Annotated in this window: 19 protein-coding genes and 1 riboswitch; of the genes, 2 read left to right on the top strand and 17 right to left on the bottom strand. The window is 52.7% G+C overall.

Annotated features, from left to right (window positions below):
• Positions 1-2: 2 nt before the first annotated feature.
• The 12 genes from KK062_RS12130 to KK062_RS12185 all read right to left on the bottom strand — a co-directional run bounded on the left by KK062_RS12130 (position 3) and on the right by KK062_RS12185 (position 17,380).
• A complete protein-coding gene (locus tag KK062_RS12130) occupies positions 3-3,179 on the bottom strand; it encodes an efflux RND transporter permease subunit (RefSeq protein ID WP_254084565.1) in 3,177 nt (1,058 codons plus the stop codon).
• Between the two features lie 33 nt (positions 3,180-3,212).
• Positions 3,213-4,403: an efflux RND transporter periplasmic adaptor subunit gene (locus tag KK062_RS12135; RefSeq protein ID WP_254084566.1), complete on the bottom strand. Its 1,191-nt coding sequence runs from the start codon at positions 4,401-4,403 to the stop codon at positions 3,213-3,215.
• A gap of 21 nt (positions 4,404-4,424) precedes the next feature.
• The gene (locus KK062_RS12140; RefSeq protein WP_254084567.1) at positions 4,425-5,732 is read right to left on the bottom strand and encodes a TolC family protein; all 1,308 of its coding nucleotides are present in this window, start codon (positions 5,730-5,732) and stop codon (positions 4,425-4,427) included.
• A 105-nt stretch (positions 5,733-5,837) separates the two neighbouring features.
• Complete coding sequence (locus KK062_RS30920; protein WP_254084568.1) at positions 5,838-6,461, bottom strand: TetR/AcrR family transcriptional regulator; 624 nt, start codon at positions 6,459-6,461, stop codon at positions 5,838-5,840.
• A 256-nt stretch (positions 6,462-6,717) separates the two neighbouring features.
• Positions 6,718-7,818 (bottom strand): YncE family protein, encoded by a 1,101-nt coding sequence (locus KK062_RS12150; RefSeq protein WP_254084569.1) that lies wholly within the window; start codon positions 7,816-7,818, stop codon positions 6,718-6,720.
• A complete protein-coding gene (locus KK062_RS12155) occupies positions 7,815-9,806 on the bottom strand; it encodes a TonB-dependent receptor plug domain-containing protein (RefSeq protein WP_254084570.1) in 1,992 nt (663 codons plus the stop codon). Before KK062_RS12155 ends, KK062_RS12150 begins: the two co-directional genes overlap by 4 nt.
• Positions 9,803-12,241: a T9SS type A sorting domain-containing protein gene (locus KK062_RS12160; protein WP_254084571.1), complete on the bottom strand. Its 2,439-nt coding sequence runs from the start codon at positions 12,239-12,241 to the stop codon at positions 9,803-9,805. The genes KK062_RS12155 and KK062_RS12160 overlap by 4 nt, the downstream gene beginning before the upstream one ends.
• Before the next feature lie 30 nt (positions 12,242-12,271).
• Positions 12,272-13,957 (bottom strand): T9SS type A sorting domain-containing protein, encoded by a 1,686-nt coding sequence (locus KK062_RS12165; protein ID WP_254084572.1) that lies wholly within the window; start codon positions 13,955-13,957, stop codon positions 12,272-12,274.
• 229 nt (positions 13,958-14,186) lie between these two features.
• Positions 14,187-14,406, bottom strand: a riboswitch (cobalamin riboswitch).
• Between the two features lie 96 nt (positions 14,407-14,502).
• Complete coding sequence (locus tag KK062_RS12170; RefSeq protein WP_254084573.1) at positions 14,503-14,718, bottom strand: hypothetical protein; 216 nt, start codon at positions 14,716-14,718, stop codon at positions 14,503-14,505.
• 157 nt (positions 14,719-14,875) lie between these two features.
• Positions 14,876-15,628, bottom strand: a complete 753-nt coding sequence (locus tag KK062_RS12175; protein ID WP_254084574.1) for a DUF481 domain-containing protein — start codon at positions 15,626-15,628, stop codon at positions 14,876-14,878.
• A gap of 9 nt (positions 15,629-15,637) precedes the next feature.
• On the bottom strand, positions 15,638-16,024 hold the full coding sequence (locus KK062_RS12180; RefSeq protein ID WP_254084575.1) for a hypothetical protein: 387 nt from the start codon (positions 16,022-16,024) through the stop codon (positions 15,638-15,640).
• Between the two features lie 54 nt (positions 16,025-16,078).
• Entirely contained in the window at positions 16,079-17,380 is a 1,302-nt protein-coding gene (locus tag KK062_RS12185) for a peptidoglycan DD-metalloendopeptidase family protein (RefSeq protein ID WP_254084576.1), read from the bottom strand.
• A 111-nt stretch (positions 17,381-17,491) separates the two neighbouring features.
• Between KK062_RS12185 and KK062_RS12190 the strand changes: the two genes are divergently transcribed.
• Positions 17,492-18,499 (top strand): hypothetical protein, encoded by a 1,008-nt coding sequence (locus KK062_RS12190; protein WP_254084577.1) that lies wholly within the window; start codon positions 17,492-17,494, stop codon positions 18,497-18,499.
• Between the two features lie 52 nt (positions 18,500-18,551).
• Here the strand turns inward: KK062_RS12190 and KK062_RS12195 are convergent, their stop codons facing one another.
• From KK062_RS12195 to KK062_RS12215, 5 genes are all read right to left on the bottom strand, one after another.
• The gene (locus KK062_RS12195) at positions 18,552-19,193 is read right to left on the bottom strand and encodes an SRPBCC family protein (RefSeq protein WP_254084578.1); all 642 of its coding nucleotides are present in this window, start codon (positions 19,191-19,193) and stop codon (positions 18,552-18,554) included.
• 16 nt (positions 19,194-19,209) lie between these two features.
• Entirely contained in the window at positions 19,210-21,612 is a 2,403-nt protein-coding gene (locus tag KK062_RS12200; protein ID WP_254084579.1) for a TonB-dependent receptor, read from the bottom strand.
• 80 nt (positions 21,613-21,692) lie between these two features.
• The gene (locus tag KK062_RS12205) at positions 21,693-22,103 is read right to left on the bottom strand and encodes a hypothetical protein (protein ID WP_254084580.1); all 411 of its coding nucleotides are present in this window, start codon (positions 22,101-22,103) and stop codon (positions 21,693-21,695) included.
• A gap of 50 nt (positions 22,104-22,153) precedes the next feature.
• Positions 22,154-22,966 carry a tRNA pseudouridine synthase A gene (locus tag KK062_RS12210; protein WP_254084581.1) on the bottom strand — a complete coding sequence of 271 codons (813 nt, stop codon included), beginning with the start codon at positions 22,964-22,966 and terminating at the stop codon, positions 22,154-22,156.
• A gap of 17 nt (positions 22,967-22,983) precedes the next feature.
• Positions 22,984-23,406, bottom strand: coding sequence for a hypothetical protein (locus KK062_RS12215; protein ID WP_254084582.1), 423 nt, complete (start codon positions 23,404-23,406; stop codon positions 22,984-22,986).
• A gap of 487 nt (positions 23,407-23,893) precedes the next feature.
• Between KK062_RS12215 and KK062_RS12220 the strand changes: the two genes are divergently transcribed.
• A complete protein-coding gene (locus KK062_RS12220; protein ID WP_254084583.1) occupies positions 23,894-26,296 on the top strand; it encodes a heavy metal translocating P-type ATPase in 2,403 nt (800 codons plus the stop codon).
• Position 26,297: the final 1 nt, after the last annotated feature.

Consider the following 26,297-nt stretch of genomic DNA (forward strand, 5'->3'; position numbering starts at 1 on the left):
GTTTATTGGTGCGGCGTTATCGGCTGCTCTACGGCATATGCCGGTGGTTCATCCACCTTCCTATTGCGGTATGCAATCTTGGTCACCAGCACATACAGCACGGGCACCACAAAGATTGCCAGCGAGCTGGCGGCAAGCATCCCCCCGGCTACTGTCCAGCCGATGGTTTTACGTGCTTCGGCACCGGCACCGGCCGAGAAGGCCAGCGGCAATACACCCAGGATGAACGCCAGCGACGTCATGATGATGGGGCGGAGACGCAGCTGCACGGCTTCGAGTGTAGCCGGTATCACATCGATACCCCGGTCAAAACGTTCTTTGGCGAACTCGACGATCAGGATGGCATTCTTCGCCGCCAACCCAATGAGGGTAATGAGACCAATCTGCGCGTAGATGTTGTTGGTCAGACTGGGCAGGAACGTCAGCGTGAGGATCGACCCGAGCGCGCCAACCGGTACTGCAAAGAGTACCGAGAAGGGTACCGACCAGCTTTCATACAGCGCCGCCAGGAAGAGGAACACAAACACGATGGAGATCGCGAAGATCATACCGGTACTGCTACCAGCCTTGATCTCTTCGCGGCTCATGCCGGAGAAGTCGTAACTGTATCCCGCAGGCAACGTTTGGTCTGCTACCTCGCGTAGCGCCGCGATGGCCTGACCGCTACTGAACCCGGGCTTCGCAGCACCCATGATCTCCGCTGAGCGGTAGAGGTTGTAGTGCGATACCACGGCAGGGGTTTCGATCACGCGTGTGGTGATCAGCGCGCTGAGCGGCACCATGCCGCCGGCACTGTTGCGCACGCGGTAGCGACCGATGTCGTTGATATTACCACGGTAGGATGAGTCGGCCTGCGCCATTACGCGGAAGTTACGACCATAGATATTAAAGTCGTTTACGTACGAGCTTCCCAACAAGGTGGCCAATGTGCCATACGCTTCCGCAACGGATACACCGAGCTTCCTGGCTTTCTCTTTGTCCACATCAACCTGGTAGCTAGGCGTGCGGGCAGTGAAGAACGAGTAGGCCATGGCAATCTCCGGACGCTGGTTAACAGCACCGAGGAATTTACGCATCACGCCTTCAAATTTCTGCACGTCGTCGGTGCTGGTCGTTTGTTGCAATTCGAATGTAAAACCAGACGATTGACCCAAGCCCGGAATGGCGGGCGGCGAGATCGCGATAACGCGTGCCTCTTTAATGTCGGCGGTACGTTTCTGGATTTCGGCTATAATAGCGGGTACACTTTCGGTCTTGAGGTTACGATCGTTCCAATGCTTCAAGGCAATAAACACCGTACCGGAGTTAGACTTGTTGGAGAATGTCAGTACGTTCAAGCCGGCCAGACCACCCACTACGTCTACGGCGGGGATTTGTTTGAGGCGTTTCTGCAGGTCCAACATCATGGCGATGCTCCGCTGGGTAGACGCACCTTCCGGCAGTTCATAGGTTACGATCACACGCTTTTCATCTTCCGTCGGGATAAAGCCCGTTGGTTTATTTTTAAAGAGCAGGAACAGTCCGACAAATACACAGACCATCATGATCATGACCAGCGGGGTACGTTTAATCCAGGAGTGTACACCACCGGTATACGCGTGTGATACGCGATCGAACCAGCGGTTGAAGGCATCAAAGAAGCGGTCCAGGAAGTTTTTCTTGCCATTCTTATCTGCCGGCTTCAGCATGAGCATACACAGCGCGGGTGTCAGCGAAAGAGCAACAAATGCTGAGATCAGTACGGAGATGGCGATGGTAATGGCGAACTGCTGGTACAGTTTACCGACGATACCGGGCACAAAACCTACGGGTACGAATACGGCCGTCAGGATCAGCGCAATGGCGATTACCGGACCACTAATTTCACGCATCGCTTTCTGCGTTGCTTCTTTCGGCGTAAGCCCTTCATGGTCCATATTATGCTGTACCGCTTCCACCACGACGATCGCGTCGTCCACCACGATACCGATGGCCAGCACGAAGGCGAACAGTGTCAGTGTATTGATCGTGAAGCCGAACGGTATAAAGAAAATGAATGTACCGATCAACGACACCGGGATGGCCAGGATGGGGATCAGGGTCGAGCGCCAGTTCTGGAGGAACAGGAACACCACGAAGATCACGAGTAACAGGGCTTCCACGAGGGTGTGCAATACTTCTTCGATGGATACTTCCACAACCGAGGTTGTTTCTACGGGAACGAGGTAGTCCACATCTTTCGGGAAATTTTTCTTCATTTCCGCCAGCGCATGATTTACGCCTTCGGCTGTTTCCAGGGCGTTGGCACCGGGCGCGAGGTATATCAGCAGGAACGCGCAGGGCTTGCCGTTTACATACGAATTGTTGCCATAGTCAAATCGTTTCAACTCGACGCGGGCTACATCTCTCAGGTATACCATGTTGCCCGTGGCCGGGTTGCTGCGCACGACGATGTTCTCGAAGTCTTCTTTTTTGTTGATCCGGCTATTGGTCAGTACGTTGTATTCAAACGCCTGTACACTGCGTTGCGGGTTACCGCCAACTGAACCGGCAGCTACCTGCAGGTTTTGTTCCGCCAGGGCCGCCGTTACTTCGGCCGGTGTCATGTTCAGGGCGGCGAGTTTTTCCGGGTTCAGCCAGATGCGCATACTGAAGTCGTCACCGCGGCTGAAGATATCACCGACACCTTTCACACGTGACAGGGCGTCTTTCATGTAGATGTTGGAGAAGTTCCCGAGGAACACAGCGTCGTGTGTGCCTTCGGGCGAGTACAGCGCCAACGCCATGAAGATACTGGGGTTACGTTTCCGCACGGTTACACCGAGACGACGCACTACTTCGGGCAGGGTCGGTTCGGCCACGCTCACGCGGTTTTGCACGTCGAGGGTGGCGATGTTGATGTCGGTACCGATGTCGAATGTTACCGTGATACTGCTTTGACCACTGCCGGTACTGTTGGAGGACATGTAGGCCATGCCGGGTGTACCGTTGATCTGAGTCTCCATGGCCGTGGTCGTGGTCTGTTCCACCGTTTGCGCGTCGGCGCCGGTATAGATACCCGTTACCGACACCGTGGGCGGTGTAATGTCGGGGTATTGCGAAATGGGAAGAGTCGTCATGGCGATCAATCCCACCAGTACAATCACCACCGATACGACGATGGAAGTGACCGGCCTTTTTATAAATACGTCTGCTATCATTGCTTTTCCGTATGGTAATTCAATCCGTCTCGGTTATTTCTTTTCTGCCTTGGCCTCAGGCTTCGCCGCGCCCGCTGCCGGGGCACCAGCCGCAGGAGCACCAGGCGCTGCGCCAGGCTGTACTACTGCATAGGAGGCGCCTTCGCGCAGGTTCTGCACACCTTCTACCACGATCGTTTCGCCGGCTTGCAAGCCACTCTTCACGATGACGTTGTTTCCGATCTGCTGACCCAGCACTACTTTGCGCTGCGTTACTTTGTTGTCAGGTACTGTTACATATATGAAGAACTCACCCAGCTGCTCGGTAACGGCTTTGTAAGGAACCAGTACCGCTGCCGTGTTTGACGTTGACAATACTTGCAGTGTGCCACTCATGCCCGCGCGCAGTACGTTGTCGGCGTTCGGGAAGGTGAGACGCATGCGGATGGAACCGGTGTTTTGGTCTACCGCGCGGTCAATCACGCTGATCTTACCGGGTTTGTTATATACTTCACCACCGAAGGCCAGACGGAAGGTAGAGTCCTTGGGGCTTTGACCTTTCGCCTGCAGTTGTGTAAAGCGCAGGATTTCCTTTTGGTCTACGGTAATGTCGGCCGCAATCGGGTTGTCTGATGAAATGGTGTTCAACAGGGTTTGACCAGCCGATACCGCGGCACCTAAGCGCACTTGCGAAATACCGATGGTACCTTCAAACGGCGCGGTGATGGTGGAGTAGCGCACATTGGTTTGCACTCCTCGTACGCCTGCTTTCGCAGCATCTACCTGTTTCAAGGCTGCGGCGTACGCTGCCTCTGCATAGTCCACCTGTTGTTTGGCAATCGCGTCGCTCTTTGCCAGTTCGCGGTAACGTGCTACGTCACCTTCGGCTTTGAGCAGGTTTGCTTCTTGCACGGCCAGGTTGGCTTGCGCTTGTTGGTAGGTAGCCTGGTATTGTTGCGGATCGATGGAGTACAGCTTTTGTCCTTTCTTTACGATCTCACCTTCGGTGAAATGAATGGCGGTGATATATCCGCTTACCTGTGCCCGTAGCTCCACTTCGTTCAGGGCGCGTACGGTGGCCGGGTATTCCTCATAATAAACAGCATCGGAAGCTTTCACCTCGTGCAGCACGACACCCGCCGGCGGCGGACCTTGCATCGCACCCGGTTGATCTTTTTTACCGCATGCCACTGCCAGCAGCAGCAGGCCGAGTACTGAATAGTTCTGTATTGTGTTCACTGACATATAGATGTTTGAGAATTTTAATTAGTAATTGATTTGTCCCAGCGCACGTTGTACGTCGATTTTGGCGGCAAGCACCTGGTACAGCGCGTTGAAGTAGTTGATGCGTACGCTACGCAGATCGGTTTCCGCAATCGTCACGTCCAGGTACGGACGAATACCGCTGCGGTATTGCAGTTGGATGACGCTGTATACTTCTTCGGCCAGCACAACGTTTTCTTTCAGCGCCAGGTACGTGGACAGGCTGCTCTTATAAGAGGCCAGCGCACGTGAGTATTCGGTAGTCAGGTTGTTTTCCAGGTTCACCATGTTCCAGTCGAGCTTCTTGAGTGTCCAGCGTTGCTCGCGGATGCGGGCGTTGCGTTTACCCCCCTGGAAGATCGGGAGCGTCAGCGTAGCACCGAAGTAGGAGTTCGGAAAGCGTTGGGCATACAATTCGTTGAACTCGTTATTCTGGTAGTTTGCGATATATGCACCGAACGCGTTCAGCGTCGGAAGGAATGCCCACCAGGCGTATTTCAGGTTGGCCTTCTGCAGCTCGCGCTGGGTGAACAACAGTTTGTAGTCTATATGTTGGCTGTAGCTCAACGCCTGTACGGTATCCATGGCAATCTCGCCTTCCATGGCCAGCGTGTCGTATTGAATATTCAAGGTACCATTCGGCGGATAACCCATCATGGCACGCAGGTAGTCGAGCTTGTATTTCAGCGCTTCCTGGTTGGCTTTGAGTGTAGCCTTGCCGTTTGTCAACTGAATCTGCGCGCGTTTGTAATCGGTCTTATCGACCACACCAGCGCTGTATTGCGCTTGCGCATCTTTGAGGCTGCGCTCCAGACGAATGATGTCTTCCTGTCCGATCTTGATCTGTTGCGTGGTAGCCAGTACGTCGTAAAACGCTTTCGATACATTAACCACTACGTCGATCTTGGTGGCGCCTAGCTGCTGCTCGGCCTGGATACGCACTTTGTTCGCCGTGCGGCTGGCCAGCAGTACGTCGCGGTTAAACAACGTTTGTGTCGCAGTGAACTGCAACGATGAGGTGTTGTCTACTCCTAACTGGATCGCGCGGCCGTCGATGACGCTTACCGGCAGGTCTACGTTGTGCTGATAATTATAGACAAAGTTGATCTGCGGAAACCAGTCGGCCAGTTTGCCGTCGATGGTGGCCTCTACAATTTCCTGGTCGGCTTGAGCCTGTTTCACCATCGGTTGATGATCCAGGGCATACTGCACAATCTTCTCCAGGGTAGCTTCCTGCAAAAGACTGTCGGAGACTGCTTGCTGTTGTGGTTGCTCCTGGGCGAAGAGCATACCGGGTGCGAGCAGTACCAATAACAGTATCAGGGTTAGTGGTCTTTTTTCTCTTTTGGATAGTAGCATAAAAATTAAATAGTTCTTCAGAAGTAAGTATATAAGTAGGCGAGTGTGTGCGCTTCGTCAAGAAATGCCCTCGGGCATTTCTTCGTTGAATATGGTGCAGTAAATCATGCGTTTCCGTTCCTGGAGGAATTTACGATACGTTGTATCGCTCATGCCGTGGACACTTTGCAACACGTTTTTTGCTAATAACGGGTAGTTGCACATCGATACCAGGTTAACCATAAAGTGCTCGGTCGGGATGGGCTGCATGCGACCGGCGTCGATCTCCTCTTGTAGCTGCTGGCGGATCAGGACCGCGGAGCGCTGCTTGTCCTTGCTGCAGAAGATCTTGGTCTTCTCCGGATCCCGGGCCGTTTCAGAGATGATGAAATTTTCCAGGTATGGATAGGCCATGCCGACGTCGATCACCTTCTCTATATACAGCGCAATCTTATGCCGGAACGGCCTGTCGCTGGAAAAGATTGCCCGCACCCGCTCGCGCTTCTCGGTCACCACTTCTTCCAATAAGGTGTCGAGCAGTTGCTCGCGCGACCGGAAGTAATAGTGTATCAGTGCGCGGTTTACACCGGCTTCATCTGCGATCTCCTGGGTGGTCGCATTGAGGAATCCTTTTTGAAAGAAAAGCACGCGTGCTTTCTCTTTTATCAGGACCTCGGTTTGTTGTTGTTCGCGGACACTCACGACCTTATCGATATTGTTTAACAAATTTGTTAACGCAAAGGAATCGCTTTTAGGTTCACAAATCCTACGGCGTAGGGACAATATTTTGCCGCAATCGTGTGAAGTCTGGTGAATACGGTAAGGATCGGCGGGACTATGGTAGCGGCCTCCTGGGCAACACTCGGTAGGTAAGGCGAGGAAAGTTATTAAATAAAGATGGCGAATACATGTGCCAACCCTATAATATATTGCACCGTAGCGCGAATGGTTACATTTTCTACGGCTTGAAGCAAAAGGCGCCGGGAATGATGCCCACCTTGAAAGTATCCACCGGTACGGCTTGGGGTGTATAGCGGTATATAATGCCCGCCTGCACATAGTCGATGGCATCGGCCACATACACTTCCGATGTGATCGGGTCTACCGTTAATCCATAAAAACCGCCGCTAAACCCAGACTCATATGTACTGGTTATGAAAGGCTCCTTCGGAAAATGCGTGCCGTCTACAGGCATCTTCCAGATGTGGCGGTTGATAAAATAAAGTGTATCGCGCGTGCCGTTTAAACAAAGCTCGGAGGGCGAGTCCCCCAGGGCGAAGCGGAACACTTGCTCCACCGTGCGCGTAGCAGCATCCATGCGGATCAGGCCCGGGGCTTCATAGCCATAGGGACTGCCGGGATAGCCACCATCGGTCACGGTCCAGATCTTGTTGTTCTTGTCGAGAATGAGGCTGGTGGGTTGTAACAACACTTCGATAGAGTCTACGACAGCATCGGTATGTGTATCGATCACCAGGATCTGGTTGTCGTACGACCAACAGTTGGTGAATACGTATTGGCCGCAGGCTACCATTTGCTCGGTGGGGTGCTGATAGAACATGCGGTCGTGGTTGTTTACTTCAATGTGGCCGGTGACAGAAAACGTGCGGGGGTTGATGATGGCAATGGCCTTGGCATACAGATCCGTGACATACGCCTTTTCGTCGTTAATGAAATGGATGTAGCGCGGCGAGGTGAGGTCGGTGATCTTGCCTACCGGCGCAAAAGTATTGACGTTGATGATGTAGATCTTGCCACTGTTGTTTACCACGATGTAGCCGAGACTATCGCGGATCACCATCGACTGCGCAACATCTCCCAGGGGCAGGCCACTGGCGGGAAAGAACACGTCCTCCTGGATTTCGTGTGTGTCTATATTATAATAGGACAACGATGCGTTACCGTACATGAAGTTGCCTTCGTTTGTAATGAACAATCCCCGTCCTTCACCCGCGGGCTCGGGTCTATGTCGTTTTACCCACAGGTCATCGTTCATACAGCCTGCCGGCAACACGAGCAGAATGAGCATTGTATAGATCGGGTGGATGAGGCGGTTCATTTGAAGCGGAATATAAGTAACACCATGTAGTGACGCCGCGGCATGGGCCGTCCCAACACCGAGCGGTATCGCTCGTTTAAAAGATTGTATACTTTCACCTGCGGCTCCAGCGAAAACCGTTTCCGCTCTATCTTTCTGGAAAGATAGACATTGCTCATAAAATAGGGGTACAGGTAGTCGCGTTCGGAAAGATCGTTGCTGGTGGTGGTGAAGCGTGTGCTGTAGGAGTTGTATTGATAGGTGAGCGTATAGTGTTTCCAGGTGGCGCTGGCAAACAGATTGCCCGAGTGCACGGGAATGTATACCAATTGTTTGCCGTATGACTCATCGCCCCAGATTCTTTTATCACCGTAGTTTAGCGAGCGCGTCAGGGCATAGTTGCTGTTGATCGTTACGTCTACGGGGCCGATCTTGCCTTTTACTTTTATCACTACTTCCAGTCCTTTGGAGATAACACGCTTTACATTGTGAGGCTCCCAATTCTGTCGAAAGGTCGGCACCCACAAGATCCAGTCTGTGATGTCGGCGTGATAGCCCGTGAGTTGTGTTTCAACGACAAGCCTTCTAACACCCTGTGCCCACGCAAGCGTTACTTCTTCCTGCAGGCCTTGCTCCGGCCGCAGCGACGGATTGCCACCCGGTTGCCAATACAAGTCGTTGAGCGTCGGCACGTGGTAATTACGCGTGATGCCAGCCTTTAAGTATACTCGATGCTCCCGCAGCAGCTTGATGTCAATGCCGGCGGAGGGAATGATGGGAATGAAGCGGTCGTCGACATGATCTTGCCGTACGGACAACCGCACGTTCACGCGATCACCCAATTGTTGGTAATAGCCGGCGTAAAATAAGATCTCGTCCCGGGCTTTGTCGTAACCTGTTTTCTTCACCGAGTCCGCCGACATAACGTCGTGATGATTGAAGTTTACACGCACGCGGAACGAAGATTTGGCAGAGAGGTCGTGCATCCACTGAACATGGTTGATCAGGCTGACGGCCTGGCTGACCGAGTATACGGCAGGGATCATGCCCTGGCCGTTTACATAGTTGCGCAGGTAATAATCGAGGTGCTGGATGTTGCCCCCGGCCCCGGCGGTAATAGATCCGCGGGCATAGAGGTGATCCCACGAGGCGATGAACCGATACGAACGATCCTTCAGCTCGTTGATATTGGCATTATCAGCGCCTTCGAATGTATTGAGACGCGGCAAGCTGCGATTGGAAATATGCGTCCAGCCGTTGAGTGAGAGGATATCGCGATCGGTCACCTTGCCGTAGAGCTCCTGCATGACGCTGTACATGCGGTAAGACGCGTGCTCGTTGCGCTGGCGCGTGTATTGTACCGCGCCGGTGACAGGGTCAATGTCACCTACGCCATTATTCAAGAAAGGAAAATCGTTTTTTGAATAGGTATAGTACGCTCTCGTTTTGGACTGGAAGCTGGAGGTACCGACGTTGATCTGTGCAAAGTCTTCCATGGTGGAGAAGCTACCGCCGCCGGTCACCACGTTGCCGCTGAGGGTATTGCTCCAGTCAGGCTTGTTGTTCATCGAGATGCTGCCGCCCAGGGCGCCGCTGATGTCTTCCGTCGAGGCAACGCCGTGCTTGAGTGTGAGGTCATCCATGAAGTACACGGGTATGAGCGAGAAGTCGACCATGCCCAGCATGGGTGAGTTAATGCTCATGCCATTCCACAGCACCTGGGTGTGCGACGGCGCGGTGCCGCGGAACGAGGCGGTTGCCATCGAACCGCGTCCGTAGGATTTGATAAATATGGGGGTGGTTTGCGCCAGTACTTCCGAGAGCGTATGGTTCTGATGCTCGGACAAAATCACGGAGTCAACATGTGTCTCTTTAGAGCCGGCATTCTCTTTGTCGAACAGCCGTCGGTCCAGGATCGTCACCTCTTGTAAAACGACCGAGTCGGCAATCTGCGCCAAAGAAGCCAGGGCGTATAGCCACAACAACAGTGCTCCCGTCAGCCTTTTCATTGCTTTGCGACTTTATAATGATGCACGTTGTTGCCTTGCGTAAGTGCCAGAACATATATACCTGCTGGGAGGTTTTCCACCGGTATATCTTCTCCTTCAAAGATTCCTTGCTGTAGCACGCGACCACTCAGGTCGCGTATGCTCCAGGGTACAGGTGGACCCGGTGGTAGTCCTGCGATGGTAATCCGATCAATTGCTGGGTTAGGCCAGACATGTACGGTTTCCGTATGCTGTTCCGGAATTCCCACGGGCACATCGCTGCGCACCCAGAGATCGAGCGATGCATTCCCCACACCGATGCGCTGACGACCGGTATTCAGGAAAGCCAGTGTTGCACGGCCAAGCTCATCGGTACTAACGGCGGCGCCATTTTGTACTGCCGGCTGTCCATTTACCACTACCCTTTCCCCCTGCACGGCATTCGAAGCAAGCGTGGCAACCTGGCGTTGTGCATCGATGCTATGCTGCGACCAGGCGACGCGTATGGTTGCAGACTCCTGAATCGTGATCGTGTCTTTATCGATGGCCATCTGTGTCATTTCCCAGGGCTGCGCGATATTGTCAACATGATACACCACGATCTCGTCGCCGTCACGCAGGCGCAGCATGTGCAGATTGTTACAGTATGTGTATTGGTTTATCTTGACAAGCCACGCCCGTGACATTGTTTCGGCGGTGGTGCCGCCAAAGCCGTAGCCATACGTCGTGGATGAGGATTCGACTTTTGGCACGCGCCACAGGTATAGCTTTCCGTCGCCCGGGCCGTCATCGCGGAAGCGAAGGTCACTGACAAAAGCTTCGTTGGCAAACAGGGTGGCGATGGCGTGGGCGGCGGTAATATCCGTTACTTTGCCGATGTCATAATCTTGCCCGGGTCGGTCTACGTACGGGGTCAGGTTAAAGTTTCCAACGGCGATACGCCGGCGCGGGACAATGTTGCCTTGCGCGTCTTTTATAGTCAGGTATACTTCCCGTGTGGATGCTTCGGGTAATACAGTTACCAGGATGCTGTCTTTGAGGGGGCGCTTACTTCCGGTCTCGACCACCAGCCAGCTCGTGCCGAGAGTATGGGCTTCCGCATACCAATACCCTTCGTCTTGTACAATATTCAGTACGTCGGCTGCCGTACTACGCCACGTCAGGGGTATGCCGTCCAACACATCTCTATACTGATCGAGCACTTGCGCGGACAATGGAATACGGTTGTTCAGACGGAGATTGCGTGGCACATCGATCATTTCAATTTTGTCAGGCGCCACGATCTTCACGGTACGTTCATCATAGATCGCAGGATTGCGGCGTAGTGTGGCCCGCACGGCGATGGACCCGATGGCTTTGGCCTGTAGCATTCCCTCCGTTATCTCCGCCAGGGCTGCCGGGGTAATGGTAATATCCACGACGTCGTCTTGTAGAATACCTTTATAGAAGGCATAGGCTTCCAGTGGAGTTACATCGTCTACTTCCATCTTAGAAGGCAGGTCTGTGCCTACTACCTGATCGAGTATGCCTGTAATAGCCGCATTCGGCGCGACGTCGACAACGCCGCGTATTTCTGTCGATACTTCGCCGAGCCAGCCGGCATCAGCGTTGATGCCGGTATAGATCATAATGAAGTCGATGCTCTCAAGATGTACAGAGTTTCCGGCGGCATCGATCGCCCAGTCGATGTCAAAGGCGTCCCCTCCCCCGCCTTCTACGACGGGTGTATAGGGATTATCCGGAACTGTCACGGGCCCAGCGCCCGACAGCGCATTGTCGGCGTATCCAAAGCCGCGGCGATACGATTGAATATAGGACGGATCGGACCGATCAACCGCGGCGCGAATGCGCGTGCCGGTAAAGCTCATGCTTTGTTGGGTGATGTCGGGAAAGGAGTCGCGTTTAGGATAATAGGGTTGCGCGTGATATTTGTTGGTCAGCACGGCACCTGTTTGGCCGTCGTTATCTGTCCAGGGAACATGGGCCGCAACGGGTTGTTGGGGGTTGGTATAGGTGATGGTATAACCGTGCTGTGCTGATGGAAAGACATGGTCACTGCCCGCCAGCTCGTACCAGGTATCATCGGGTTTTCCGTTGCCGTTGTCGTCGCGCATCACGCGTACGATGCCGGCTTCTGACCAGGTAACAAATGTACCCGTGGCCAGGGGGTTTCCGAATACGGTAAAATCTATGCCGTAGGGGTTGTTGGGATCATTTTCAATACGATGGTCGAAGCCTACTACGATGTAACCACCATAGCCCCCCAGGCTTATCCCGCCCCGGAGGCTACCAAGAAGCGACTTCGTTTTGTGAGGTGTTCCCCAGGCGCCGTCATTTATAAACTGACCAGGTGCCGGACGATACTCCAACACCCGGCTGATATAGGGGCTCTGCGCCTGCACGCCTGATACGACCGCTGTCATCAGGAGTGCCAGGTACAGTGTCCCTTTTTTCATACACCTTTTTATGCGGTGCACCATAGCCGTCTATTCTTTTACAATCTTCGTTCGTACAACGTGCGCACCCTGGCGCAGGGTGAGCACATACAGGCCGGTGGGTAACGCGCGCAGATCTACCGTTTCGCCCGACCTTTCGGTCATGACATGTTCTGCTACACGGTTGCCCCGGGTATCGGTGATGTACAAGGCCGCCGGCAGGGCTGTCACTTTTACGTTCAATACATCTTTTACCGGGTTCGGGTAAACAGTTTGTACAATCGGTTCTTGCGGCAGACCCGTAATGACTTTCTCGCGTACGATCACTGCAATGTTTTGTACGGCAGGATCGTCGTAGTACTGATCGTTGGCGGTGACTGTAATCAATACCGTATCCAGCCTGGCATCGGCCGCCGGCGAGGCGGTCAACACACCGTCTTTGAGCGTGATCCAGGAAGTAGCCGAGTTGTCGGGTGTCGTCATGGTATAGCGCAACGACTCGTTGTCGTCGTCACCGAAGTACTCCGATAACGTAATGCTCGTGGCAAGTTCCCGGGGCGCGTCAACCGTTTTTAACAATACAGCATTGTAGGGTGCGCTGTTGGTCACCCCATAGCTGATGGCCATACGCTCGGGCGAGTCTTGCACGCCCTCGAAGCTGCCGACTTTATTACCTTCTTTGTCATAGATGAGGCCGATGCCCCAACCCCACCATTGTCCAAAGGTGAAGTAGAAACGTTCTTCTTCGCGGTCGTAGGCAGATGCCATCAGTGCGTAGCTATTGTCCACGATCTCAGGATCGATGCTCATGCCAATGACGTCCAGTTTGTCAATGGTAGCACTTTCCAGGTTGACTCGGCCGAAGCCCTTGTTCCACGATTCATCCATCAATTTTGAATACAACATACCGTCGATAATACCCACCGCAAATGGCGATGAGCTGGCGTCGGAATGTCCGATCGGCAAGTCGTATGCGTCATGTTTGTGTTCTTTTATGGAATATTTCAACAGCCTGTTTTGGGCCAGTATATACAGGACATCGCCTTGCGCAAACATCTGCATGATTCCCGTGCCTGCGTTGCCGAAATCATACTCTTCCTTGTTCTCCAGGTTTACCAGGTCGATAATCGCCAACTGCCCTGACGTACCCTGGAAACCACCATTTAATGCTACAAACGCAGAGTCTCCTACAATAACCACATCGGCAGCCTGTGTTTTTACCGGTATTTTCTTTACCAGCGAGAGATCTTGTTTGTTATAGATGCGAACGTTATAGCCGTCTTCGGGTGCCGCCGCGCTATTCTGACGGGTGACGATCAGCCAGTTTTTATACAACGTCATTGAGTGGTTTACACCATATGCCTCTTTGCCCTGACCGTCTGCTTCGGTCTCCGCTGTGTCCTGGGTGTAACGCCGTGTTACTTCGGCGCCGGTAGCCATGTCGTATTTGAGGATGTAGTAGTCGGCGGAGATGTATACGTAGCGCCCCAACGCTTCTATATCTTGTACCGAGTTGGCGGCATCAAGATCGGCGAGCTTGCTGGTGGTATGGGTCGTGGGATCGTAGACCTGGATGCTGCCGCTGAGGCTCCCGAACTGGCCTCCGTTGACAAACACAACCTGCTTGCCTTTTGAGACTGCGACGGATGGCGTGACAGTTATCTGGGCGACCGCGGGATGCGCGGCGGCGTAGCAGCACAAGCACACCAGGGAAATTTGAATGTAAAATTTATACATGGATTGTTGGGTTAAGCATGACGCAGCACGACATGACAAAACCAGGCACTGACAGCTTCCGCTACAGGCAATGCCCGGCGGTTATCAGCAAGTCGTTGGCAAAAGTGTTTGTAGTGGCATGGGTATCGTACGCATGGATTACAATAACAGAAAATTGTAACGTACGATTACAGAGAAGACGCGTCGTAGCGATTCCACTGATCCGTATACCCGTTCACCGCAGGCTACAACATCCTGATGGCATCGGGCAGGTCTTCTGACTCTCCTGACTTTTGACGCTCCTTCCCATCCCTGGTCGGGACAGTGGAGATAACGTTGTCAAAAGCTTCTATTCCGCCGTGGGCGGAATCAGGATTACAGCAGCGGGAACTGTTGCCGGTTTTCACGGCATTCCCTTTTAATCGCCTTGCGCTTGTGGCGCATGGTGAACCAAATGCTGGGGTAAAAGTATTGATTAAAGGGACGAAAACAAAGAGCAATAAAAAAACCGCCCTGAAGGACGGTTCTTTACTTTATTATAAACTATCAACTCTAAACAGTCGGTATTAGCGGTCGCGGGTGATTTGCTGGGCTTCGAGGGCAGGACCGGTCATCATGCTGATGATCATGCCGCACATGCCAACGGTAATGATGGCAACCAGGCCGATGGCAAAGAATGCGGGGTTTGATTGCACGAAATCTGTCCAGGTGGTATAAACAAATCCGAAAAGCATGGACGATACGACGATCATGAAGAAGGAAATAAGAAATGCGGGTTTCATGGTTAAAGTTGGTTAGATAGATATTGGTAAACCTACCTTTCCGAATTCCGTGCCATTGCTGGAAATGGCGTTATTGGCCTAAAAACGAAAGCGGAGGCGTTTTCCATTCCCAAAACAGGATTGCCTTTTCCCAGGCGCCTCTTAAAACCGGCATGTGTCAGAAATACCGTTCATAGGTTAGCCCGTACGTTACCAGCAGGTTTTCGCGCTGTGTCTTGCTCAATTTATTGTACACCATCGCGCTGGTAATGCTTAGACCTTTCTTTAACTTGATAGACAGGCTCGTGTTGGACTTTACGATGTAGTCTCTACGATCAGACAACGCATGTTGCAAAAAGTCAGAGCCTTCCACTATAATCACTTCCCGAATCACGATGCGGAATTTCAATCGAAACGAATTGCGAAAGACATCGTAACGATTAGTGCCATCTTCGGGTGTGTCATACAAGTCACTACGCTCATACAAGATACCATCACTGAGCACCACCCGAAGCTCTTCGCGATCAAATACGCTATACCCTACACCAAAACCTCCTTGCGAGCGGTTGTTGATCTTGAGCGAGAAGCTTTTCTCATAGCTGGCCAGTCCCCAATAGTAAAAATGCTCCCACGTTTTGTAGAGGTTTCCGTCCAGGGCTGAAAAGAAATCGCTATTGCTGAGATTGCCGAGTGATTTGCCATATACCCAGCTGTTGGTCGTATTAAGCACGTACTCTTTTCTACTGATACCGAAACGCAACGCATTATTCAGCACATAAGAAGACCCTTCGTTCGTCTTATTGATCGTACCGGTGGACACATAGTTGACGGAGTGGTGTGTGGAGTCATTGTATTGCGAGAAGGCAGGCAGGCCATATACCCACAGCAGCAACAATGTAATAACCTTCGGCATGACATTCCATACCTTCATGTGTCATCGTTAGGGATTTGGCCTCTTAAAAGATATAAATGTCACCTGTTTTCCTTCCGCATCTAACCCGAACTTGTTTATCAGGTCACCGCGTGTGAGGTAGAGCATATAAAGTCCCGTGTTTCGGTTCAGGTATATTTCACCATCCTGCCAGCCATCATATATGTCCTTTTCATTGAGTGCTTTGCGTACCCGGCGTGGCACTTGCTTACCCGTGACCAGCACGCTGTCTTTGGGCTGACCAATGTCCTGGGGGAGCTCACTGTTGTATACTGATTGGGGATCCGGAATGTCACGCCGCGTATGGATCGTATCACGTACTACCACTGCGCTGTCCGTCTGAGCGTAGAGATAACCACCGGGCAATAAAAAGAAAATTAGCAGCAGGCGTTTCATGACAGCGTGTTTTCGGTACGGCATAAGAAAATTATGCCAGGCCAGAAACTACACCTACAATAACAGCCACCCCACCTGCCCGCCTTTAGTGCGGACAAAATGCGAACTTTTGTAGCTCGCCAGGATTTCCACGGCAGTAGCTTTGTCGAGGTACGCCAGGGGAACGCTCTGCTCGTCGTTGTGTGATAACAGTACTGCGGGTGCATCGAGCTTGCGTGCTTTTCCTTTGATTGCCTCTCCTACCAGCTTCTTCTCCACGTAGCCCTGACGCTCGTCTGCCAATACCACCCGATACCAGGCATCGCTCTGCGCCACGATTTTGACGTAGTCGTTTTTGTCGAGCGTTTCTTTCAGTGGGTATTTCACACCGGGGCCGGTGCGCATCATCGATTTTTTTGCTGTTACCCGGTACACTTGCTCCTGGAACGATGTATCCAGTGGTGTATTGCCCTTGAGCGCATCTTGTGTCAGCAAGTAATGTATGGGGTCTTTCGCGCGTGCCTGGTAAATGCCGAAGTGCAGGTGCGCAGGTGTTGTGCGGGCGTTGCCGGTGTTGCCGACAAGGCCGAGGGTATCGCCTTGCTTGAGCTTCTGTCCAGGTTTGACCAGCTGCTCGTCGAGGTGTGCGAAGTAATACGAGTGGCCGCGCTTACCGTCCTGCATCCACACCACTTTGCCCCCGAGGTTGCTCGTGCCGACACGTGTCACAACGCCGGCGGCGGGTGCTACAATGGGTGTGCCTTTGGATGCGAAGATGTCGACACCTTCATGCTTGCGTTTGCCGCCATCGCGGGTATCGCCATAGAAGCTGCCAATGGAGCGGTTCGAGGCGCCCGTCACCGGATTGATAAGTACCGGCGTGAGTGAAATCGTGACGGAATAATAGGCATTTACCAACAGCTCTGGCTGCAGACGCAACAGGCATTTCGCATCGCGATCAAATTCGTATGACAGCGTCAGCGCGGAATCCGCATGCGTGGCCTGTGTCCAGGTGGTATCCTTCCAAACGAACAAGTCCAGGAAAATGCGAGCGTTTGCCTGTGCCTTCAACATGCCCGCTACTTTCAATACCTGACCGTCTTTCACGGCAAAGGTGTACGACCGCGCTTGAGGCTCTGCCGCCTGGAATACGCCGGCCTCGGAGAAAGGCAGGTTGATCTGAATGGAATCATATAACGAGCGTTGGCCCGCTGCTACCCACGCGGTAGCCATCGGCGTCGCGAGCAGGTTGGCATCTTCCAGCGACTTCCGGTATTGCTCATAGGGGCTTTTTCTGACAAAGCCTGACTGCAAACTGTGGAAACTATTACACGCTATGAGGAGTGCAGCGACTCCCAGAATATATAGTTTAGACATGCTTTCACAACACATACACACTGAATTAAGTTTATATCACCCCGACAGGCACAGGTTTTTACCCTTTCACAAAGCCACGCCCATGGTTCCCAGATCCTTCGTTAAAAAAGTATGCACTCTTACCGGCTATTTGTATTCTTCATTCTTTGGTGTGCCTGCTGCACAACTGTGTCCGCACAAGACAAAAAAGAAACGCCGGCGCAACTGGCAGCCGATAGTCTTGACCGGCAAAAGTTCCATTTCCTGATCAACGCCAACCGCGAGCAGAGTTACATGACCATCACGGACGGCGTGAGTAACCTCGAGCCGTTGGTGATGGAGACCAAGCTTTCGCCGAGCTATTTTTTCTCTCAAAAGAAGACAACCTGGGCCATTCTGTTAAATCCACAGGTGCAGATACGCATGCAAAGCAAAGAGTCCTTTCCCATCAGCACGCCTTCGTATAAAGCGCACCTCACCTTCTTTCACGCGATTGATTTCTGGAACCGCAGCGCATTCCTCAAAAGACTGTTTTACGAAAACGCATTGTGGTCCGTGTCGCTGGGCCACCATAGCAACGGTAAGGCCGGCAGTTTTTACATAGGGGATACAACCAACACGATCGACTTTGAAAACGGAAACTTCGCCACCAATTACTTTATGGCAAATATCTCTACATATAAAGTAAAGAAGGTGATGAAAACCATGGTTGCTTACCGGCTACTCAAGGCCAGTACGGAAATACACCCGCCGTCATGGTCGCAACGGGAGATTCGCCATATATACGGCAACTATCGTTTTTTTGGTGCGGTCGGATTTGGAGGTCCCTGGCGTGAGGCGAAAAAGACCTGGTTGAACAACTGGCTGCAACACTCCAGCTTTGAGCTACAACTCGGCTGGATCGCCGGCCGCATGAACGGCGCCAGCCCGGTGGAAGCGAGCAAGCGTTTGATCATCGATATGCACTATCAATATTATCCACCCTGGTTTGATGAAATTGCTTTCTTTGTACGCTATTACCGTGGACAGGATTATTACAACGTTTATTTTATCAACAATATCTACGTATTGAGCTTCGGGTTAACCTCCAACATCCTCAACATGCAACAAGCGGCCAGGTTCATTGGCAATAAGAAATAAGCAACGCGGACGGAGGCCATGGCAACAGTACCTCCGCCCGGTTGTCAATCAATTATTCTGCGACGTTAATGACAAACGACACGTCTACATCCGTCTCGCCAGTGTTATATCCTGACGTGGCTGATTTCAGATCGGGTTGATGTTTCAAGACTACGCGGAAAGCGCCGTTGGAAGATGATCCATCTTTGGTTGCCCAGGTAGTGGTCAGTCCCACCGGCAATCCGTTTTCGTCCAGGTCAGCATATACCACCGGGTTTTCGCGGTTATCGATGTTGCCGTCACCGGTCGGGTTGGCAAACAGGTTAGCCGTCCATGAGAAGAAAAACATATGTTCGTCGTTCTCTTCTTCTACTTCTTTCGTAACATCATATTCTTCGTCCGTCTCGGGTAGCAGACCGTTATACAACTTCAGATCCAACGTATAGACAGTGCCTGTCTTCAACGCTATTGGGCCGTCCGCTTTCAACTCATCGGTACCTTCGCCGTCCGGATCGGTGGCGGTAGCCTTTACAGCGGTTCCGCCGCCAACGGGTGTGAACGTGAGCTCTACGGTGGTGATCAGCTCGGGTACGTCTTCTTTTACCGGATCGTCATCGTCGCTACAGCCGCTAAAGAATACTGCGCCCGCGAGGGGAAGCGCGAGGTAAAAGAGTGAGCGTACAGCGTGTGATCGAAAAATGGAAGTTTGTTTCATAGTAAGCGTTATTACATTAAAAGATACATTTCATAGAAAAGATAAAGTTGCGGCCGATCTCGTCGGCGAAGTAGCGCAAGCGATTGGTATACTCGCGATACGAGGTATTGAGTACGTTGTCGACGCCCAGCCGGAAGTCATACCGAAGCTTTTCGCGGGGTAGCGAGATGCCCGTCGAAACGTTCAGCAGTGCGTAACTTACCGGTGCTGCCTGGAAGTCAAAGTTCTTGCCATCGGCGACAAGATTTTCTCCTTGCTCCTTTGCGTCTTCAAGCTGGCTCGGGCTAATCGCGCGCGGCGCATTATATTGTTTCAGCACATAACGCACCTGCGATTCAACATAGAAGTCTTTCCAACGCGACACCGACTGTTTTTCATACCGCATACCCAGGTCAAACCGGTTGGCGGGTATAAACACCATGTAGTCGCGTTGACGCTCGTCTGTCACGCGCAGCAACGATGCCCGGGGTGTAACCCTCCATGCCTTGGATACTTGCCATTGCCCCGTGATGTCGGCACCGGTAAACAAGGCATCGGTTTGCGTATACCGAAAATAGGCTGCGGGTCCTGCGACCTGCCGAAGGACACCTTCCGGGCGCAGGTAGATATAGTTAGCAATATAATTCACATAGGGTGTCACCTCTATAAAAAAGTCCTGCCAGTCGCGGCGATACGTAATGATGCCTTTGAATGCCTGCTCCACCTTAAAATCTGACTGGCGAATGTCCACGACGTTACTTGCCGTGTCCAGCAACAAGCCCAATTCATAGGCACCCGTACCCAGGTTTTTGCCGGTGCTGTAGAGCTCGGCCACATGCGGCGGGCGCCAGGCACTGCTTATATTCAGATGCAGCGATTGTTTCTGTGGCAATCGCACAGTTGCCCCCGCAGTAAAGCTGGCGTTATGAAACTGAATATTGGCTTTATAGAGTATATTCTTCGAGTTATACCCCACCACGTCGTAGTGACGATAGTCGTAACGGCCACCGAAGTCTGCGTCCCAATGCTGACCCTGGAACTTAACGATGGCAAATGCTCCGCCGGACAGGGTGGTGAAATCCGGTATCAGCGGTATACGCTTCGTGCCGGGTTGGTTGTTGTTGTCTTGCATCATGCCCGTTACGCCGACACATAACGTAGACGAAGAACCGGCTGATACCTCCCACTCGGTTTCAAGCGTATGCGTATTTAGCACCAGATCCAGGATAGGCGTAGACGACAGGCCACCGACCCGTATGTCGTACTCGGCACGCGCATTGTTTTGAAATCCATATTGCATGCGCAGTATGCCACGGGGTGTGTTTAGATGCCCGTTGAGCTTAAACAGGTTGTGCGTCACCTCTTGTCGCGGCTCGCCAATGTCATAGCTAAACGATCGCGTGTATTGCGGTGGCTCGCGGTCCATGGCTGCACCCAGGTCGCCGATGCTGCCCACGGATGTTCCTTTCAAAATACCAATCTCGGTTTGAAAGCGGCTGATGAATGCCTCGATGCCATAGGTATCACGGTGATAACCAGTAGCGGCGGAGAAGTTCAGCTCCTTCACACCCGTATTGGTCAGGCTATAATCGGGTGTGTGATAGTCGCCCGCGCGCTTGGCAGTACCTTGTACGCGCCAGCCCCAACCGTCATGCCCCGTGATGCCGCCTTCGAGCGTGCCCGACACGGTGCCCGAGCGGCCGTTGCTTTGCGCTACCGTGTTCACCGAGCCACCCAGCCCCGCCTCCGTCGGAAGCTCCGGCGGGTTGACAACGATTACACCACCCAGCGCATCCGGGCCATACTTGATCGCTGAGGCATCTTTGATGACGACAATGTTCGAGGCGATAAATGGATCGATCTCGGGTGCATGGTCTGCACCCCATTGTTGTCCTTCCTGGCGGATGCCGTAGTTCAGGATCAGAACACGCTGACTGTGTACACCGTGAATAACAGGCTTGAAAATTCCGGGACCTGTTTGAATAGTACTCACGCCCGGCAACTCTTTCAAAGATTCGCCCAGGGTCTTCCCGGCAGTCTTTTCCAGGTCGCGCTCGTGGAGAACTGCCACGTTGTGGGCATGCTCTGTATTCAGCGGCCGCTCTTCGATAACCACTTCCTGCAGGCGTTGCAGGTCGGGCACCAGGTGTACCACAAGCGTGGCCGAGTCGGTTAAGGTGATCGCATGCTCGAATGCCTGGTAGCCCGTAAACTGCGCTACAAGTGTATACCGGCCGTTGCAGAGGCCTTTAAACCGGTAGTGGCCTGTGGCATCGGACAGTTGTCCACCCGACACCTCCTTCAGCGAAAGCGAAGCTCCCGCGACGAGTGCGCCGGTCTCATCGAGCACCTGCCCCGTTAGCACACCACGACAGGGCTGTGCTACCACGGACACACACAGGTGTAATGCCACGAAAAGCATTACGACTTTGTTTGTCATAGTCTGTAAACTGTTGGAAAAGAATATACCCGGCGCGGGAAGTATATTCCCTACACCACGCGCTAAAAGATAAAAGAGCTTTAGGCTACCGGCGGTGCCCGGGAAGATGAGAAATCGACATCGCCCACGCACGGTAACGTGGCATTGGCGACAGTATGGAGCACAACAGTGTATGCTGTCGTTGCATCATCCGGTGCAGGCACCAGGTGCGCAGCATGAAATACAAGATGACAGGCAGCACACTTCTTTTGCGTCGTGTAGTGTGCAGAGTGATCGCAACCATCGCCTACTGCAGCGTGGTACAATGCGCGGTGGCACGGATCTGTTTCCGTGATCGCGGTGTGTTGTACTTCGGCCTCGTCGCTGTGCGACAGGTGGTGCAGTGTTTCGGGTTGAATGTTACCGGCTACATAGAGGAACAACAACAGGAACGCGAGCAGGCTGTTGGCCCGTCGTGCAAAGTTTGTTGTATGGATGTGTCGCCGCTTCACCTTTCAAAGGTAACACAATCCCAATAAATGCAACGCGCGTGCATCTGTTTTTACAGCAAAACCTCGCGCCAATACGATTCAGATGGGCCGAAAACGGTGGAAAATTCCGTTCGGCGGGGTAAATCCAGGAAAGGATACACCACTCTTGACAGGTATAATCCCTGGGGGTAAGCAGGCCGGATGGTCTTGGGAGGCACCCGATCGATCAGGTATTGTTCAAACTCGTGCAGGCTCATACTGCCATCGCCCACCTGCAGCAACCGGTGCATGATGATGCGGATCATCTTACCCAGGAAGCGGTTGGCTGAGATATGAAACCGGACGCGATCACCCGCTTCATTGGTAAATAACTGGGCTCGTGATACGGTACAGATCGTGGTGCGATATTTATCGGGGCTGACGCAGAAGGCGCGGTAATCGTTGTATTGCGTAAGCAAGGCCGCGGCGCGTTTCATCAACTGCAAGTCGAGCCTCTTCCCGAGATATAGCGCGCTGCCGGAATGCAGGAACGGGTCTTTGTAGGTATGAATAAAATAATCATACGACCGTTGTATCGCATCGAGGCGTGCATGCGGAGTGCCCTCCACGGGAAGTATATCAAAGATGGCAATGTCGGATGGCAGTCCTTTGTTAAGGCGGAACAAGAGGTCGACGTCTTCGGGTACGGTCAGATCTGCGTGGAAAAAGAACTGGCTGGCATGTACCTGGGCGTCAGTGCGACCGCATCCATTGATGGTAATGGGTGCTTTTAACACGCGGCTCAGCGTAGTCTCGAGTACTTCTTGTATGCTGATGATGCCGGGCAGCTTTTGCCACCCGCTGTAGGCTTGACCGTGATATCCGATGTGAAAGAAGTAGCGCACGAAGAATCGCGGGGTGCCTACTTCGTGAATTGGCTTAAGATCTCGGGATCGACAGCGATCGTGCGATCGTCTACCCGGTTGAATAAGAGGCCGCGTGACTGGAACAATCCTTCCAGCACTCTGTCCCGGATCTCGCGTTTGCTGCGCGAGTTTTCCGCATTCTCCTGGGCGCTGTTCCAGCTATGGCCGAGGCGGTGCGACACCTCGCGGTATTCATTAATCATTTGCATCATGCTAAAGCTAGCACGCGTAGCGGTAAGCGCAAAAAGATAGTCGTCCTCGAGCATTTTGATGGTAAAGCCTTTCTTGAGACGTTCCATCGCTTTCTTCAGATCGTTCTTGAACACCACGCGAAGGGCGGGCTTCAGGTTCTTATACTCTTGCAACGAAAATTTGCGATTCAGATCCGATAGGGTATCGGTTATTACATTATCATTCATGCGATAAAGTGACTAGGAAAAAAAATAGCGTTTCTGTTTGAAGAAGGTATACAGTAAGATGGGGGATTGGGCCATTCTGGTGGCCTATAACCACAAAGATAACTGTTGTTAGGGATAAAACGAAAACTGGCCCCCGAAAGTTCTGCCCCTATCTGCCTGTCGGCCGGTCTGAGACCAAACGTTCATTTTTGACGTTTAACGCCGGAATATTGTATAAAACCGCCCGTCTACCGGCAGGCGGGCCATTCTGCCGTCACGATCTGCCAATCATAAAACCACCTGACGTTATCTTAAAAATACATGCCTCCATTTCTTAGCTATACGCGAGTCAACCGGTACACTTCCTGGGTTGATGGGCGGAAAAATTCCGGGGTTGACGGCTTTAGGGCCAAAACCTGATAAAGATCAGGCGCACAGTTGAGCATCATCACCGGGCTAACAAGAGGGGCCCGGTACTTTTGACAGTGCGAAAAAAAGCACACCGGTTATGGTTGCCACGGAAAAACAGATTGTTACGACCTGCTACCACTGCGGACAGGTCTGCGAAAAGGAGGTACTCCGCCTGGAAGAGAAGACTTTTTGCTGCTATGGATGCCAGACCGTTTTTGAAATTCTCAATACCCACGACCTGTGCGAATATTATAGTCTCGACAAAACGCCGGGCAATCAACACAACGTTACCGGCGATGATGTGTATGCATACCTCGACGAGAAAAGCATCCGGAAGAAGTTACTGAAGTTCGACTCTTTCGATTTTGCCAGCGTTCAATTTTATATTCCCGCCATTCACTGTGTGTCTTGTATCTGGCTATTGGAAAATCTGCAAAAGGTAGATGCCGGCATCCTGCGCTCGGAAGTAAACTTTGCACGCAAGACCGTATCGGTCGACTTCAACCCACAAAAGGTCGCGCTCAGTCGCATCGGCCAATGGCTTGCCAACATCGGCTACGCACCGTCTGTTGACCTGGCGGACACTACACGTGAAAAGCCAGGCACCAACAAGCAGGCCGTGTTGAAGCTCGCACTCGCCGGCTTTTGCTTTGGCAATGTTATGCTCTTCAGCTTTCCGGAATACCTGGGCCTCGATGCCAGCGACGCCGGCCTGATGCGCGTCTTCTCGTGGCTCAACCTGGTACTTTCCATGCCGGTATTCTTCTACAGTGCGGCCGGATATTTTCAGGCATCATTGAAAAGCTTTCAACAGCGGCAGATCAACATCGACGTACCGATTGCGGCCGGCCTGCTGGCATTGTTCCTGCGCAGCACCTACGACATTGTTACCGCCACCGGTCCGGGTTACCTCGACTCTTTTACCGGACTGGTTTTCTTTCTCCTGATCGGACGGTGGTTCCAGGCCAAGACGTATGAGAGCCTGGCCTTTGACCGCGACTTTACTTCATACTTTCCGCTGGCTGTGCAAAAGCAGGTAGCCGGACAGTGGAAACCGGTGGTGATCTACGAGTTGACACCGGGTGACACGATTCTCATTCGCAACCTGGAGATTATTCCTGCCGACAGTCTGTTGCTGGACGAGACCGCACACATCGACTATAGCTTTGTGACCGGCGAAGCACGCCCGGTGCAAGCGCGGCAGCACGACGTGGTCTATGCAGGAGGACGCGTCATCGGGCCGCCGGCGACGTTTCTGGTGGAGAAGCTCACGTCACAAAGCCATCTCACCAGTCTTTGGAACAACGACGCTTTCCGTAAAACGGACGAGCGAAACTATCAGAAAATTATTGACCGTGCAGCACGGCGCTTTACGTGGATTGTGTTGGGGATCGCTGTGCTCACGGCCTTCTATTGGTATTATACCACACCGGCCGGCATGTGGCTGGTCATTACCTCGGTGTTGATGGTAGCCTGCCCGTGTGCGTTAGCGCTGGCGACGCCGTTTACATATGGCAGCATGCTGCGTGTCATGGGGCGCCATTCGTTATACCTCAAGAACGCCGACGTGATCGAACGCCTGGCGACTGTCGACGCCGTTGTCTTTGACAAGACCGGCACGATTACCCTGGGTGATAAGCCGGATGTATCGCTCACGGGAAGCCTGTCGGGTGAAGAGTATGCCTGGGTCAAACTACTGACCAGCTACTCTACACACCCCCTTAGCAAATCTATTTCAGCGGCTATTCGCCTGCATACGGGCGATGTTGTGACCGGTTTTAAAGAAATCCCCGGTAAAGGTATCGAAGGTGTTATTGACGGCAACGTGATACGCATCGGGTCGGCATCGTTTACCTCATACAATCGTAGTCCTACTCCGACACCGTCAGGCCAGGTGTTCGTAGCCATCAACGGCGAGGTGCGTGGACTCATGACAGTACAAGCTTCGGTGCGCAAAGACCTGAAAGGTATGCTTGACCGCCTGGGCCGTCGCTGTGCGGCATTGCTGTCGGGCGATACCGACGGCGACCGGAATAAAATGCATGCGCTCTTTGGCGAACACGCGCCGATGCACTTCAACCAAAGCCCACACGACAAGCTGGACTATATACGCAATCTGCAGCGGCAAGGTAAAAAGGTATTGATGGTGGGCGACGGACTGAACGATTCCGGCGCGCTGAAGCAAGCCGACGTGGGCCTTGCGGTGACGGACGACACCGGCATCTTTACACCTGCGTGTGATGGCATTTTGCACGGCAGCCAGATCCAGTCACTCGACCGTTTCATGCAGTTGTCAAAAGCTTCTACCCGAATCCTGAAGATCGGGTTTATCATATCGTTTATGTATAACGCCGTGGCGTTAAGCTTTGCGGTGACAGGACATCTTACACCGCTCATTGCCGCGATCCTCATGCCGCTAAGTAGTGTGAGCGTGGTGGGCTTTTCATCCATTGCTGTGAATGTTGCCGCGCGGCGCATCTTAAAAAAGAAATCAGCTTAAC

The organism is Dawidia cretensis, from assembly GCF_018598175.1.
GTDB classification, from domain to species: domain Bacteria; phylum Bacteroidota; class Bacteroidia; order Cytophagales; family Cyclobacteriaceae; genus Ohtaekwangia; species Ohtaekwangia cretensis.